This is a genomic window from Flavobacterium pectinovorum (genome assembly GCF_022802975.1).
GTDB classification, from domain to species: domain Bacteria; phylum Bacteroidota; class Bacteroidia; order Flavobacteriales; family Flavobacteriaceae; genus Flavobacterium; species Flavobacterium pectinovorum_B.
In genome coordinates, this window is the sequence record NZ_JAFEVZ010000001.1 from 597,315 (window position 1) to 612,921 (window position 15,607).

The window sequence follows — 15,607 nt, forward strand, 5'->3', positions numbered from 1 at the left end:
TTTTCTGAAAATCCATAACAAAAAGCGGAAAATCGATATATAATGTTTTGCAAAATTCGATTCCTGATTTTAGATTTGCCTTGAATTCAAAAGCAAAAAATATTTGACATCGTGTCAGATTAAAGTTCTGCTAACCCGGGTGAAATGAACTGACTTGAAAACAGTCTTTACATTTAACACTTCAAATCATGAAAAATTTTTTATTACCTATGACAGCGCTAATATCGCTACTAATTTCCTGCACAAATGAAAATATGGATGACGCGGAAATTTTAGATACCTCGTATAATTATGAGCAAACATCAAAACTAAGTGATAATCTAAGTCCTGAAAATCCTGATAATGCCTTTGATATAGCTGGTAGAATACATAATGATATTTTAGATGCCTATTTGAGCGGCAATTATTCTGACATCACAGCGGTCGGGGTTGCCCAAAAAGTTGATTCTATTGCAGCATTAAACATCGACTTTTTAAATTTAGACATAAACCTTCCAATCAATTTTACACAAATTCAGGCTATTATTGATGCTCCTGAAGCACAGTTACAGCAGGAGATTACAACTGCGCCAATTACAAATAGTGCTAAAATATGTCTTTCAAATTTCATGGATTCTTTGACAGTTTGGGAAGCCGATGAATATGCTGTCACACATCAATCTATAATCTTATGGGAGTCTTCAGTTATAAACAATCCCCAATTCAGCCAGGAAGAGAAAAGAATAATGCTAACCAGTTCTTCTATTGCCAGATATTCACTTTACTATGCCAAGGAACGTAAAGATAAGGATTGGGAAACCTCAGTAGGGAATAGAGCAGGAGCCGTTCAAGGAGCCGTGAACAATTGTTCTACTGCCATTAGCAGATCTATTGTAACGGGACTGCTTTTATATAATCTGCAAAACCAATAGAGATGAATCGAATTTTCCTGATTGAGAAAAAACTGCTTTACATCTACTGTGTATTTTTGATTCTTTTCAATCTTGTAAGCCTTTATTTCATCATAGATCTATTATCCTATGATGAAATAACAGGCTATTTGGTGGATGGCAGTATAAAAAATGAATCTCCAAGGAAATTAGCCCAGCTGCTTTTTCTAAACGGTATTTCAAATTTACTTTTTGTTTTCGTTTCACTGATAGCCAGATATTTTGCGAAATAATTTAAAAATTAAACTCAGTTTCTAGAATTAAGTTGAATCTTTCTAAAACCAATATTTTGAAATTCAGAAAATTAAAATATAATCACTTAGGTATAAAAATTCACCTCTTTGAAACGTTTTCGAGGACTACAATTATGGAAGTATTAGCAGCAGACCAATTTACAATTCTGCTCATTACTGATGGAGCAGTATGTTTTGGAATAAACAGTAAAAAAATCCATATGTTCATAAATGAACTCATCGTTATCCCAAAAAAGGCAGCTTGTGAAATTTTGATAATGAGTAAGCAACTTCAGATCTGCCAGCTTTCATTTACCTCAGAATTCGCACTAAAAAACAGTATCAGATGGCCGCATATAGGCTATTTTGAATTCTTTGTTTCGAAGGATATCTCTAAGATTTATATCAAAGAAAAGGAAATAGAACCGATGATAAATTTATTTAAATTAATCAATAACAAATTAATTAGCTCAAATAAAAAACCTTATAAAGAAGAAATAATTCTATTGAGTTTTAATCTTTTTCTCTACGAACTGGCAAGGATATATTATCGTTCGTCTTGGCATGATAATATCAAACATGCAGGGAATGAAAAAATAGTTATACATTTTTTTAAACTATTAGAATTTAACTGCAGGAAAGAACACAGTGTAAAATTCTACGCAGATGCCTTGAATGTAACTACTGGACATCTTAACCGAACTGTCAAACAGGTAACCGAAATTACAGCAAAGCAATGTATTGAAAATGCGATCATTCTGGAGGCTAAAATATTACTTCAGAATAATGAATTAAACATTTTACATATCTCAGAAGAACTGAAATTTGCTAACACTTCTTTTTTCAGTACTTTTTTTAAAAGACATACTTCCCTGTCTCCTTCGGAATACCGTTCACGATTAAATTTCAATTAAATAATATTATAACAAATGTTTTGAACGGGTTAAGAATGTTCTACAAGGACTGATTTAGAGTATTTTCGATTGCAAGTCGGGAGAAAGATTTACTAAGTAAAAGTAAAAGAAATGACTCAAACCTATCTTTTAGAATGGATGGATTTAACGGTGACCTCAACTCTTAATCCTGACAAAACAGATCTTACAATGATCACCCCAATTCAATCAAAAGCGATTATTAAAAAAGCGACTGAACAAACATTTTTTATTCAGTCACAGTTTACTATACAGGTTTTTTCACTTACCAAGGAGAAACAGATAAAAATTTTAGTTGGAAATTATTATTACACACTACTATTTCTCTTAGATAAAATCAAAGAAATAAATAATATTAATGATTTACACAGAGATAATCTAAAAGAAGTAACAAATGCTTTAATATCCTGTTTGGATGAATTAATAATTTTTGTAGAATCAAGATTCGCAAACTATTTAACTGTGCCTGTACAAATTATCGAAAGGAAGACAAATAGCCCTGTAGTAATGAATAGCATTTCTGGTAAAGTTTTATGTAAACTTTCAACTGATCAAACAGCCTTAATTTTAAGGGCATCCGATGAATTAAAAATTCTTATTTCAAAATCAATGAATCATTTATTTAAAACCATAGTTCCTTTTTTATCCACTCCAAATAAAACAGATCTGTCTTATAATGCCATGCGCAGCAAGGCTTATGTTTTTGAAGAAAGGGATAAACAAATAGCGATTGAAACATTAGAGCGTATGATTAAACAGATTAAAGAATATTAACTAAATAATTTAAAACTTAAAAATATGAAAAAGCTATCTTATATTTTAGCAACTATGATTTTGATGACAACAGGTTGCCAGCCTAAAAAGCTGGGTGAGAAATTGGCTACCGCCCTTATTATGGAAAAAAATCATTACCCTACTATTGTAGACCATGATATTTTCTGTGGTGATCCCGCGCATGCCTACACCATTTTTAAATCGGGACTTGTAGAAAAAGGATTTGTAAAAGTACTTCAGTCGAAGAAGCTTGGTGATACAACTTCCTTTATAAGTTTTACTACAGCAGCAAAACCGTACTTATTGTCAACACCCAAAGATGATAAAATAAGTAAAATTCAACGTGTAAAAGTTGCAGATGAAGAGTTTGGAGCAATTAAGGAAATCAGAATAATGAGTTCCGGTAATAAGGCAATTGTAGAATATAGTACTATTCGAAAAAAAAATATTTTTGCTGCAGCAATTAAAAACGGATTGAAAGACACATTGTTTCATAAAGTCTATTTTATACGAACAGATGACGGCTGGCAGCTGTTGGACAAAAAATCGGAGATTGAATTTTTGTCATTTTAGAATATGAATTCTTAAATTACTTAGCTGTCTTTACTGTAGGTTTTTACATCTCTATTAATTACAAAGTTAGTAGCCATCAGAAATAAATTCAATTAATCAGTTTAAATACCTACTTTTTTATTCTTAAAGACTTGTCTACAATACATTTGATGTATGATCTAGGGGGGGTAATTAGGTAAAAACTTAGAAATTATTTACATTTAAATTTCAAGAAAGCTAAAAAAATGTAGTAAAAATATTTCTTATATTCGCTGAAGGAAAAGCTAACTTATTGCGCAAACACAACAAAAAAAGTTGTTTTGATGCCATTTTATGGATGTAATTAATGAGTTTAGGCGTAATTTATAAAAAAATCAAAAAATGTACAATATTATAGAATTAGATTTATTTTCAGATTGGTTAAAAATCGCAGAAGATGAATTAAAAGTTGAAGGTTACCAAACAGAAAATATTGATTCCAAAAAAATACCGATTCTTTATTTTACTTTGCAAAAAATGAAGATAAGGTCAATTCCAAGAAAAATTTTAAAATCAGATATTTTTATGTGTCCTTCAGAAATGCTAGATGCTTTAAATATATTAGAAGAAAAAATAATTAATGGGGATGATTTACGACCATATCAAAGTAGATTGCTAAAAAATATTGAAAATAAAGATGGATTACTATTTGATTGGGGAATACATCATTTACATTTAGGAACAATACTTCAAAATGATGGTTTCATTAATAGAACAGGTCCACTTCTTTATGTTAGGTTTTACCAAGATACTGCCTATTTTATTGATGTTTTAGAACACGGAGCCTGGACTAAACAAGACTTATTGAAAATTATACACCGAAATTTTTCAAGTAGTATTGAAGAATATAAGGTCCCTGGAATTGATGGATTAGAAAGAAATTATGATGACGAAGAAATAAAACATTTAAGAGATTTCAATTCTAATACGTTATTGGAAATTGCACCAGGAGAATTTTATTTTGGACCGGGCGGTGGTTTTGTAGGGTCTGGAGATAGTGGAGATGCAGTAAATAAGCATATTGATAATCATAATGGAATTAAAGAATTGGAAGCTAAAATAAAACAAAGTCCTGAAGAAGTAATCAAATTACAACATCCTTTGAGCATTATTACCAACCCAAATTTAGTCTTTAATTTAATAAAGAGAAATGATGAATTTATATTAAAAGAAAGTAATAATAATTTTGAAATTAAACTACAAAATTAAACTACGCCTAACACACGTAACTGTTGCGCAACTCTCTTAAAAAGTAAAATTTCAAGATAAAGCATAAAAAACGACCTCATTTAAGAGAGGTTTATTTTTTTTAAAAGTGTGCTTAAAAACATGTTTATCAAGTCATAGATGGCAGTTTTTAGCAAAGTTGGCACTTTTACTTGTAATTCATACTCCTTCAAATACTTTCTGTATTTGGAGGAGTATTTTTAAAAGACTGAAATTGTGCCGTCATATCTCACTAAATCACAGACAATTTTTAGAAACCAATCTCATTTTTTAATTATAAACCAAAACACGACGTATGAAAATTACAAAAACCAAAGCCTTTTTTTTCTTCTTAATAACATTTATATTGACAAATCATTCTTTTGCACAAAAAGTTGCAGGTTATTCTTTTGATAAATACCCTGCGAAAGAAATTTACAAAGGAAAAAAAGTAAAAGTAAATTTAAGGAGTAGTAATATAGCCAATAGCCATAGGACACAAATTATAAATCAATACAATGAGTCAAAAATTGACTTTGGAGGAAAATATTCTTTTATTTTTTGGGGAGCAGGTACTGGTTTGACACTTGGGGTTATGGTAGATAACAAAACAGGAAATGTTTATGATTTACCTTTGACAGAAGAGAATTCAACTAGAGGTTTTTGTGGATACGATATCTCTGAAGAAGACAACAAATTATATAAAAAAAACAGCAACCTGTTTATTACTTTTACCTGGTCTTGCGAAGAAAATAAAATAACAAAAACAAATGTTATAACGAAAAACTATTCAATTTTTATTTGGGACGAGGCAAATAAAAAATTCTCTCTGTTAAAAAATAAAACTGAGAAAAAAACAGAAAAAATAACCTCCAAATAATGATAAGGACGTAAAACCTTCGTTTGTCAATATGGCGGGTTTAGATTTAATTTAATGCTTTTTGTACTTGAAAAATTAGCCTTTAATAGAAATTCTAAGCTTCATTAATCTGCCACACCTGCCAAGCTACTATACATTGTACGTAATGCTAGAAAACTAACAACCGAAACGATCTAACACTATAAAATATGAACGGAACAATTGATTTACTTAATGTAGGAGACGGAGATGCAATAATTCTATCTCTTAGTAAAGAAGAAGATAACCTTGTTATTGTTATTGACGGAGGAGAAAACAGGCACTACCTCTCTAAGGTTAAACCCATTCTTGAACAACGTCTAAAAGAGAAAGGGAAAACTGCTCCAGATATTGTAGTAGCAACTCATTATGATAGTGACCATATTGGAGGGTTAATCCCTCTTATAGAAGACTATATTGGAGGTATTAGTGAAGTTTGGGTGCATCGTTCTCCTGAACTGAGTCGACAAGCGCTACAAATATTTGAATCTAGACAAGACTTACAACACCTTAAATCTCGTGATGAATTTTTGTTTGAAGGTAAGTTGATGTCAATAAATTCAAATATTAAAGAAGAAGCAATAATGTCTAAATCCAATTTTGTAATTGAATCGTTAAAGCAACTCGATACTTTTTTGGGAAAAATTCCAGTTGATAAGGTAAAGCATGTTTACAGTGGTTATTCACCTAACGGATGGCCAGAGATAAAGGTTTTAGGACCAACAGAAGATTTTTATAATAGTTTATTCCCTAACAGTAAAACTTTAGGAGAATTAATAGTAGAAGAAACTATCGACTACATGAGTGAAGGTTTAGCAAACTATCATAAAAGATTTACGGAATTAGCTAATTATGGTGATAACCCATGCGACGCCTTAAAAACAGAAGCTTCTGCAAAACTTACTCCGACAAACAAAGCGAGTATAATTATTTCTCTAGACAAAGAAAATGATAGATTCCTATTTACTGGAGATGCAGGTATAACTTCATTTAAGGAAATTCCAGACTGGAAAAATCAATTAAAAAATTTATTTTGGTTAAAAATCCCACATCATGGAAGTGACAACAATATCTCGACAGAAATTATTGATATCATGAAACCAAAATTTGCAGACAGTTCTGGTGACCGTCATCAAGATAATCATGTATTAGGTTGTATTTCAAAAAATAATCGTTCGCAACAATTTCCTCGATCAACTAAAAATGGCAGTGACTTATTGATAAATATATAAATCACGAATGCACAACAGTACCTAACCAAAAGTGATGGTTCAAGTGGTTAAATCAAACTTTGTGGCTGATTGAGTGTGAATCGATCCAAAATCGCCACCTTCAGGAATCTGAAAACCGTTAGATGGAACCTTAAAGAACTACAAACAGACAATTATGAATTTTCCGAAAAGAATAAAACAACATAAATCTCAATCAGACTCATTTGCAATACTTCTATATAAACTTAAAGACTTAGGTATATTTAGAAGTGCAACAGAAAATGATTATGGAATTGACTTTGAAATTGAAATTGTACTTAAAGAAAGGGTAATCGGAAGATATTTAAAAGCACAGGTCAAAAGCGCAGAAGATCTTTATATTCGCGCTGATAAAAAACCAACTGTTGGAGGAATTAAACAAACTACATTGTCATATTGGACGGAATTATGTTATAGAACACATGTTGTAGTATTTGTAGTTGACTTAAAAACTGAAAAAATATATTTTACAAAATCAGTATTTTGGCAAGCAACAATATTATTAGATGGTTCAGAAAAAAGTAAAACAATTGAATTTTTACCAGCTGTTGATCTTTCAAACGAAGTCACGGGCAAAACCTTGGAAGAAGCAAAGACATCAGAAATAACAGAAAATTTCTTACTGACAATGCTTATTCAAAAAATAGCATTTCAAAATAGTATTGTAGACATTCTTTATGCACATAAAAGTATTCTTAGGAACATCTATTCTGTATATGAGCTATATACTGATACTTGGCATTATGATGCGTGGACAGAGGTTCAAGCATTAGATATCTTTAAAACAGTTTTGGAGTGCGGAAAAATCTTAATTGATGACGTTCCCGAAACGGACCTGAGTGAAGAAGAGAATAAAAATCTTTTCAATTTTGAATATTGGGCAAGAATTACAGATTGGTCTCATGACGATATATCAAACGAAGTAGCAAAGAAACCATTAAAAATTATTTTTCCCTTACTTTTAGACAAAATTCAATATTACAATACGCTCGTTTTGAAAGGTGCATATTATTGGATTCATAAGGATTTACCCTATCTAAAATTAGTTTTTAAAACTGTAATTCCTGTAGAAAGAACTCATGAAGATATGATTCATTTAAACTATGAATACACAAAATTTGAAAACACTGAACATTTTGACTCATTTATTCACGAAATCATTGAGAAGAATAAAAAACTAAAAGATGAAGAAAATTGCAGTAGCTAACAGCTTGCCACAATAGCTGGTTTTATTTTTCTTAGCTGTAAATTACTAAGTTGAATTTTTGTTTGTCTTAGAACAAATGATTAAAAAGCAAGCTGTTGATTTCAAGTTGTGAAAAAATGGATGCAATGGTAAATCGAAACTATAATTATTATTCAAGAACTCATTAGAAAAACAAATACCATCGAATTTTACCAGCAGTGTGATTTAAAACTGGAATCCTATAATTATAAAATTTGAACCAACTCTTTAGAGTTATTTTTATCTATTAATCAAATGAGCTATGGTATTCCAATTGAATATGGATAACGGAAATTACTATCCTAAATAATTTGTTTCATCATCAAATCAGCCTCCCACTCGGGAGGCTTTTATTTTTTCACCTTTTTTTCACCTTTTTTTTCCTTGATTTTATTGGGGGTTCAACGGGGTACAACTGGGGTACAATAAAAAGTTGTACTTGTCGCGGTTTGCTGTCTGTCGTTTCTTTGCCTTGTAATGATGAAGATCCGGAACTGGAATTATCCATTTACCGTATTATGAGAAACTAATGTAGAACGATAAAATGATGAGATATGTTTACAAACATTTCATGGGGTAATTACATAGTTGTAATTATTCTGCTATTGGCAAGCTGGTATTTATTTGTTGGATTTCGATTTTATTTTGATGACCTCAAAGAAGTCATATCAGGAAAGCGGAAACTTCAATTCCGTGGATTTGAAAATGCAAGTTACGAGGATTCTCAATCCGAATTAAATTATCAGGAATCACCTGAAGCAATCTCAGAACAAACTTCCTTCGGAGAGTTTGACAATACCTTTCAGGACGTTGATACTTTGGTGGCACGATTAAAAACTTTTATTGCAGATGCCGCAAAGAAAAAATTAGTCAAAAAAGAATTTACCTATTATCTGCAGCTTCTCCTAAGAGAATTCCCTTCAGTGAAAAATTCCCCTTTTAATTCTTCCATAGGTGAATTGATAGTCTCAGAATGTGACAAATTCGAATCAATTACTTTAACCCAAAAGGAAGCAGAAGCCCTTTGGGAATAAACTATAAAACAATTTAACGGAGGAATTGCCCCTGTCCATCCCGGCGCAGTATGGCAGATGTAACAGGAAAGTGGAACTGCGACAGCGGCTACACCTCCGTTTTTTTTCTGAATTTTTAAATTTTAAAAATAATGTGCGATGAAAAAATGGAACTGGAATTTTAAAAAGTTTATTGAGCAAAAAACAAATAGTATCTGTATGCTTCTGGCACAATTACTTTTTGCAATAAGTTATGAAACCTATGCCCAGGATGGTCTGGCAGGAATCAATGAAGCCAACCAACAAGTACGAAGTTACTTTGATGCAGGAACAGAACTGATGTATGCCGTAGGAGCATTGTTAGGACTTATTGGTGCTGTGAAAGTATATCAAAAATGGAACGCAGGTGATCCTGATACCGGAAAAGTAGCGGCAGCCTGGTTTGGAAGCTGTGTTTTTCTGGTAGTAGTAGCCACGGTAATAAAATCCTTCTTTGGGATCTAAAACCAGTCGTTATGGAAGATCTACTCAAAGAAAAGTTATGGTTTTACATTATCCATAACAACCCAGATTTGATGTTTACACTACAGGAAGATTATAGTGTATTGGATTATCTCAATGAGAAAATAAGTAGTGTGAAATCCATATTGGAGGATATGTTATCTGATGGTACACCTAAATACATAATCGAAGAAATCTGTCTCAATGTACTTACCGAAGATTTGAAACCATCCCGGTTTTTATATATCCGCTCGCTGCTTTCAGATGAGTTTGAGAGAACCTATGCCGCTTTTCAGGAGTCAGGTATCCTGACCTTTGAGGTAATCAACCTTATGGAAAGCTGCAAGCCAGTTTTTGAAACCATTGGCTTTACTAAAGAAAATGAAGAAGATCCTAATTTGAGAAATGCCCTTATTGGTCAGATTGCTGACTATGTGAATTGAGCTATTTATAGCAGTGTGTAGTATGAAAAGGAGTAATTATGGCTTACAATCTATCTCAAAAACTAAGTGCCAATATTGAGGCGATTACCATTGCAATGCAATGGCAGCAAGGTGATGCTTTATCGGCAGAAGCAGTTGACGCGCTTAAGGCATATGCCGGCTTCGGAGGTATCAAGGCTGTATTATACCCAAATGGCACTACCGAAGACTGGATAAAATCCGGTGCTACTAAAGAAGATCTGAAGTTGCATCCGGACATGACACGACTACATCTAATACTACAGGAACACTATTCTGAAAAAGATTATAATTCAGTTGTTTCTTCACTTCGCAATAGCGTCCTTACTGCATTTTATACACCGGAAATTGTACCTAACACTTTGTACACTGCTTTGGAAGAACAAGGTATTAATCCTAAAAGATTATACGAGCCATCAGCAGGATCAGGAATTTTTATCACTGAAGCAGACAGTGCATTTTCAAATTTGGAACAAATTACTGCTGTGGAAAAAGACCAATTAAGCGGACTGGTACTTTCAGCATTAAACAGTACACTTTCAACCCAAAATACCACACATGTAATAGGACTGGAAGGAGCCCCAACAAATGATAATGGGAGTTATGATCTTGTGGTCAGCAATATTCCCTTTGGTAATTTTTCTGTGTATGATGAGGCTTATCCCGACAAGACGATTTCAGGAAAAATCCATAACTACTTCTTTGCAAAAGGACTGGACAAATTGGCTGATGGAGGTCTTATGGCATACATAACTACAGACGGTTTTTTGAACAGTCCTTCCAATCAGAGTGCTCGCGGATATCTTTTTCAAAATGCAGATTTTGTGAGTGTCACAGTTATGCCCGATAATCTGATGAAGGAGACTGGAAATACCGATGCTCCAAATCATCTTCTTATTGTTCAGAAAAACGAGCATAAAAAAACATTGTCTGATAATGAAAATGAGCTGCTTCAAACCGTTGAACTGGAAAATGAATTTGGAAAATACAGTATTAATAAATATCTGCACAATAGACCCGAGCTAATTATTGGGAATGAAATAAAAGCCGGTAAAAACCAATACGGACAGGCGCATCAAAGTGTGAGACAAAACGCAGATATCAATTCTATTGGAAACTACCTTGGTGAAAATATTACCAAGGGATTAAAAGAAAACTTTAACCCCGAACGCTTTGAGAAGGCTCAAAAAACGGAGATCGTTCAGCCTGCTGAAATAATCGGACAAAAATTCACTTATTTACCCATGCCTGAGAGTAAAGCAAGCGGTATTTCTGTCCAGCTTGGCTTGTTTGATACTGTGCCTGCAGAGAATATCAACCGCGCTATGGATTACATCAATCCTCTCGATGAAACTGTAGTGGATAAAAAAACAGCACGAATACTCAGTACCATACGCACTAATGATAATCCCTCGCATGAAAATGTGGTGCTTATCGCTGCTAAACAAATTAAGACTAATCGATACCTATATAAATTATACTCGAATGTAAAAGAGATCGATGGCTTTTCAGCCAATTGGATGAATGGCGGATTACTGCCGCATGAGTTATTGGCTTTATCCAATACCCTTCAATATTATAATCACAAGTATATTTATGAAGGAGATAAAACCTTGGAATCGGCCTTTAATCTTGAAAGACAGCTTTATGAAGAAAATCTTTCATTCAAAGCGTTCTACAAAGAAGGAACACTGGTTCGCCTTGGAGAAGCTGTTGGAATTATAAGTGATATTAATAACGAACACAAACAGGCCTTTTTCCAACCATTAGCATCACAAGGCAATCTGAAATTCTATGATTCCTATATTGCTATTCGGGATCATTATCTGGAATTGTTTGAGAAAGAGCAATCAGATAAAGCTGGCAGTGAAGAGGTTCGGAAAAATCTAGATGAGCAGTATACCAAATTTGTTTCCCACTATGGTATTTTGAACGGTGCTGAGAATCGAAGTTTAATCATGCATGATTCCGCTTTCGGTTTCACCATTCTTTCTTCATTGGAACGCAAAGAAGGCGAACGTTATGTGAAGTCGGATATTTTAATAGAATCTGTAGTAAAACAGCAGGAACGCTATTATACAGATGATCCTGTTGAAGCGCTGGCCCGAAGTCTGAACGAAAAAGGAGCTGTTGACTTAGGATTTATAACTGCTGCAACAGGACTTGAACAAAACGAGGTTATAGAACGTCTGAACCATCATATTTATTTGAATCCTACAGGTCAGAATTGGGAAACTTCAGACCTCTATTTAAGCGGCAATGTTGTAGAAAAATTACAACAGGCTAAACAGGCTGTGCAGCTATACCCTGAAAACACGCAATACTACAAAGGATTGCAGGCACTGGAAAAAGTACAGCCGGAGCGTATCCCTTTTGAATTACTCGATTTCAATCTTGGCGAGCGATGGATTCCCAACCGATACTATGAGAATTTCGCCGGAAAATTATTTGACCAGCCAACTGAAATTAATTATTTCCCATCACTGGATACCTTTAAAGTAAGTACAGGTCACAATACCAAAATAGATAGGGAATTTTCGGTAACTCCCAAAAGCGGCAGAACCACTTATGGTTACACGATATTGGAGCACGCCCTCGAAAATACGGCTCCCTTTTTTACCTACGAAGTTGAGGGAGCCGGCGGAAAACCCATCCGACTGCCTGATAATGAAGCCATACAGCTTGCCCATCAAAAAATTGAAAATATCCGTAATGGCTTTATTGAGTGGCTGCAGGAATTGCCAATAAGCGATAAAAATGAACTGGAGAGCCTCTATAATAATACGTTCAATTGTTACGTATTGCGAGAATATAACGGAAGTCATCTGAGCTTTCCGGGTTTGGATAAAAAAGCCCTCGAGATTGAAGACTTGTACAGTTCCCAGAAAAATGCAGCTTGGCGTATTATTCAGAACCGTGGCGCTTTAATCGATCATGAGGTTGGGCTTGGAAAAACATTAACCATGATTGTGGCTGCCAATGAAATGAAACGATTAGGGATTATTCATAAGCCTGCAATACTGGCATTGAATGCCAATGTAAATCAAATTGCAGCAACCTATAAAAAGGCTTATCCCAATGCCCGAATATTAGCACCTGGTGAAAATGATTTTACTCCAGCCAAAAGAATGAGACTTTTCCATGAGATTAAAAATAATAATTGGGATTGTATCATTTTAACCCACGATCAGTTTGGTAAAATTCCGCAGTCACCCGAAATACAAAAAGAGATCTTGCAAAATGAACTGGATAATATAGAACGGGATCTTGATACAGCAAGAGATTTGGGAGGCGATATCTCCAAAAAAATATTAAAAGGTCTTGAAATACGAAAAAATAATCTGGACGGCAGACTAAAAACACTGCTGAAAGATATAGAAGATAAAAAGGACAGCGGTATCAACTTTAAAGAAATGGGTATCGATCATTTGTTTGTAGATGAATCTCACAAATTCAAAAATCTGACTTTCACTACACGTCATGACCGTGTTGCGGGAATTGGAAATATGCAGGGAAGTCAAAAGGCGCTTAATATGTTATTTGCGGTACGCACGCTTCAGGAAAAATTCGATTCGGATCTGTGTGTGACCTTTCTTTCGGGTACTCCTATTTCAAACAGTTTGACAGAAATGTACCTGCTTTTCAAATACCTGCGACCTAAAGAAATGGAACGCCAGCATATTGAAAACTTTGATGGATGGGCAGCTGTTTTTGCCAGAAAAACAACTGATTTTGAATTTTCGGTCACCAATGAGATTATTGCCAAGGAGCGTTTTCGCCATTTTATTAAAGTTCCGGAACTGGCACTGTTCTATAATGAGATTACCGATTACAAAACAGCAAAACATATTGATCTGGATAAACCTGAAATTGAGGAGCGTCTTGTCAATATCAGTCCTACACCTGAGCAGAGCGAGTTTATTACCCAGCTCATGCAGTTTGCCAAAACAGGTAATGCGACACTTATCGGCAGGGCACCTCTTACCTCGCAGGAAGACAAAGGCAGGATGCTAATTGCTACCAATTACGCTAAAAAGATGGCTGCTGATATGAGGCTGATAAATGAAGGATATGGTGATCATCCGAATAATAAAGTCAATACATGCGCCAGAAATGTAGCTGAAATTTATCAGGCTTCCATCGAGCATAAAGGCACTCAGATCGTTTTTTCAGATATCGGTACACCAAAGCCGGATGACTTTAATATGTATGATGCCCTTAAAGAAAAACTGGTAAGGGATTTTAATATCCCGGCTCATGAGATTACCTACATACACGATTGGTCCGATAAGAAGAAACCAGAATTGTTTTCTAAAATGAATACAGGTGAGATACGTATTCTTCTGGGCAGTACAGAAAAAGCAGGTACCGGGCTTAATGTACAAAAGCGTGTTGTGGCGATGCATCATATGGATATTCCCTGGAGACCATCAGATCTGGGACAACGCAACGGCCGGGGCAGCAGACAAGGTAATGAAGTTGCCAAACAGCATTATGGTAATAAAGTGAAAAATTTCATCTATGCCACAGAGCAATCCCTGGACAATTACAAATTCAACCTTTTGAAGAACAAACAGACTTTTATCAGTCAGATGAAAAACTGTGAACTTAATGTCAGGACTATTGATGAGGGGGCAATGGATGAGCAAAGCGGAATGAACTTTTCAGAATATATCGCAGTATTATCAGGTGATACTTCATTACTGGAAAAATCAAAATTGGAGAAAAAAGTAACGGTAATGGAAAGCCTTAAAAAAGCACATTACAAGGAAATTTCCAGAACTAAATACCAGGTTGAATACCTAATGGAGGAAAAAGGAATCACCACTAGAACACTGGACAAACTAACTGCCGATCACAGCTTTTACAAAAATAATCTGAAGTATGAACCTGATGGTTCCAAAGCCAATCCCATAGAGTTGTATGACTGCAAGACAGCAGATCCTGAAAGTATCGGCAAAGAAATTATCCTGCTCTATAAAAACTGGAAACCTCCCGAAGGAGAAAACCAGGCCAAACAAATTGGGAAGTTATATGATTTTGGACTCTATATAAAAAGAGAACGTGAAGCCTATCAAAATGATGGTTTGTACCAGTACCGTTACTCCAACAGCTTTTATGCACAACGTTTGGAAGATGGTATTAAATATACTTCAAATGGAGGAACTCCAAATGTGGATAATCCCAAATTGGCAGCCCGACATTTTCTAAATGCCATTGATAAGGTGGAACATCTCACGGCAAAATACCAAAAGTCACTGAATGATATTGAAAACCAGCTGCCACAATTACAACAATTAACCACAAGAGTATTTAGCCAGGAGGATGAGCTGCAAAAAATGAAAAGCGACCTCTTTAGTCTTGAAAGGGAAATTGCCCTAAAAATTCAGGAGAACCAATTAAAAGAAGCCAATCCGCAAGAGGTTAGCCTCAATAATGAAACAAAATTAACAAATACAGCTCCGGTAATTCAACTGCCAATTAAAAGCAGTGAAGAATCACAGCGTCTCACAGCAGCAGAAAGCAATAGTGATAAATGGCAGGAACGCTCTTTTTCGGAGATGAGACGCAGCAGCAGGATGAAATTTTAAAAT

The 15,607-nt window shown here is 34.3% G+C and carries 12 protein-coding genes; all 12 read left to right on the plus strand.

The window, feature by feature from the left end; genetic code table 11:
• Positions 1-188: 188 nt before the first annotated feature.
• The 12 genes from FLV_RS02435 to FLV_RS02490 all read left to right on the plus strand — a co-directional run bounded on the left by FLV_RS02435 (position 189) and on the right by FLV_RS02490 (position 15,604).
• Entirely contained in the window at positions 189-911 is a 723-nt protein-coding gene (locus FLV_RS02435; RefSeq protein WP_243230474.1) for a hypothetical protein, read from the plus strand.
• Between the two features lie 385 nt (positions 912-1,296).
• Positions 1,297-2,076 (plus strand): helix-turn-helix domain-containing protein, encoded by a 780-nt coding sequence (locus FLV_RS02440; protein WP_243230475.1) that lies wholly within the window; start codon positions 1,297-1,299, stop codon positions 2,074-2,076.
• Positions 2,077-2,187: 111 nt separating this feature from the next.
• On the plus strand, positions 2,188-2,868 hold the full coding sequence (locus tag FLV_RS02445) for a hypothetical protein (protein WP_243230476.1): 681 nt from the start codon (positions 2,188-2,190) through the stop codon (positions 2,866-2,868).
• Between the two features lie 24 nt (positions 2,869-2,892).
• Positions 2,893-3,441 (plus strand): hypothetical protein, encoded by a 549-nt coding sequence (locus tag FLV_RS02450; RefSeq protein WP_243230477.1) that lies wholly within the window; start codon positions 2,893-2,895, stop codon positions 3,439-3,441.
• A gap of 360 nt (positions 3,442-3,801) precedes the next feature.
• On the plus strand, positions 3,802-4,668 hold the full coding sequence (locus FLV_RS02455) for a hypothetical protein (RefSeq protein ID WP_243230478.1): 867 nt from the start codon (positions 3,802-3,804) through the stop codon (positions 4,666-4,668).
• A 313-nt stretch (positions 4,669-4,981) separates the two neighbouring features.
• Positions 4,982-5,545 carry a hypothetical protein gene (locus FLV_RS02460; RefSeq protein ID WP_243230479.1) on the plus strand — a complete coding sequence of 188 codons (564 nt, stop codon included), beginning with the start codon at positions 4,982-4,984 and terminating at the stop codon, positions 5,543-5,545.
• 188 nt (positions 5,546-5,733) lie between these two features.
• The gene (locus FLV_RS02465; protein WP_243230480.1) at positions 5,734-6,795 is read left to right on the plus strand and encodes an MBL fold metallo-hydrolase; all 1,062 of its coding nucleotides are present in this window, start codon (positions 5,734-5,736) and stop codon (positions 6,793-6,795) included.
• Between the two features lie 154 nt (positions 6,796-6,949).
• Positions 6,950-8,020: a DUF4365 domain-containing protein gene (locus FLV_RS02470; protein ID WP_243230483.1), complete on the plus strand. Its 1,071-nt coding sequence runs from the start codon at positions 6,950-6,952 to the stop codon at positions 8,018-8,020.
• A 572-nt stretch (positions 8,021-8,592) separates the two neighbouring features.
• Positions 8,593-9,072: a hypothetical protein gene (locus FLV_RS02475; protein WP_243230486.1), complete on the plus strand. Its 480-nt coding sequence runs from the start codon at positions 8,593-8,595 to the stop codon at positions 9,070-9,072.
• A 138-nt stretch (positions 9,073-9,210) separates the two neighbouring features.
• The gene (locus tag FLV_RS02480; protein ID WP_410745947.1) at positions 9,211-9,555 is read left to right on the plus strand and encodes a DUF4134 domain-containing protein; all 345 of its coding nucleotides are present in this window, start codon (positions 9,211-9,213) and stop codon (positions 9,553-9,555) included.
• 11 nt (positions 9,556-9,566) lie between these two features.
• Positions 9,567-9,995 carry a DUF1896 family protein gene (locus tag FLV_RS02485; RefSeq protein ID WP_243230488.1) on the plus strand — a complete coding sequence of 143 codons (429 nt, stop codon included), beginning with the start codon at positions 9,567-9,569 and terminating at the stop codon, positions 9,993-9,995.
• Between the two features lie 38 nt (positions 9,996-10,033).
• Positions 10,034-15,604 carry an Eco57I restriction-modification methylase domain-containing protein gene (locus FLV_RS02490; RefSeq protein ID WP_243230489.1) on the plus strand — a complete coding sequence of 1,857 codons (5,571 nt, stop codon included), beginning with the start codon at positions 10,034-10,036 and terminating at the stop codon, positions 15,602-15,604.
• Positions 15,605-15,607 lie beyond the last annotated feature (3 nt).

Excerpts from the sequence above, each read along its gene's own strand:
- FLV_RS02435 (WP_243230474.1), top strand. The coding sequence starts at position 189 with ATGAAAAATTTTTTATTACCTATGACAGCGCTAATATCGCTACTAATT.
- FLV_RS02440 (WP_243230475.1), top strand. The coding sequence starts at position 1,297 with ATGGAAGTATTAGCAGCAGACCAATTTACAATTCTGCTCATTACTGAT.
- FLV_RS02445 (WP_243230476.1), top strand. The coding sequence starts at position 2,188 with ATGACTCAAACCTATCTTTTAGAATGGATGGATTTAACGGTGACCTCA.
- FLV_RS02450 (WP_243230477.1), top strand. The coding sequence starts at position 2,893 with ATGAAAAAGCTATCTTATATTTTAGCAACTATGATTTTGATGACAACA.
- FLV_RS02455 (WP_243230478.1), top strand. The coding sequence starts at position 3,802 with ATGTACAATATTATAGAATTAGATTTATTTTCAGATTGGTTAAAAATC.
- FLV_RS02460 (WP_243230479.1), top strand. The coding sequence starts at position 4,982 with ATGAAAATTACAAAAACCAAAGCCTTTTTTTTCTTCTTAATAACATTT.
- FLV_RS02465 (WP_243230480.1), top strand. The coding sequence starts at position 5,734 with ATGAACGGAACAATTGATTTACTTAATGTAGGAGACGGAGATGCAATA.
- FLV_RS02470 (WP_243230483.1), top strand. The coding sequence starts at position 6,950 with ATGAATTTTCCGAAAAGAATAAAACAACATAAATCTCAATCAGACTCA.
- FLV_RS02475 (WP_243230486.1), top strand. The coding sequence starts at position 8,593 with ATGTTTACAAACATTTCATGGGGTAATTACATAGTTGTAATTATTCTG.
- FLV_RS02480 (WP_410745947.1), top strand. The coding sequence starts at position 9,211 with ATGAAAAAATGGAACTGGAATTTTAAAAAGTTTATTGAGCAAAAAACA.
- FLV_RS02485 (WP_243230488.1), top strand. The coding sequence starts at position 9,567 with ATGGAAGATCTACTCAAAGAAAAGTTATGGTTTTACATTATCCATAAC.
- FLV_RS02490 (WP_243230489.1), top strand. The coding sequence starts at position 10,034 with ATGGCTTACAATCTATCTCAAAAACTAAGTGCCAATATTGAGGCGATT.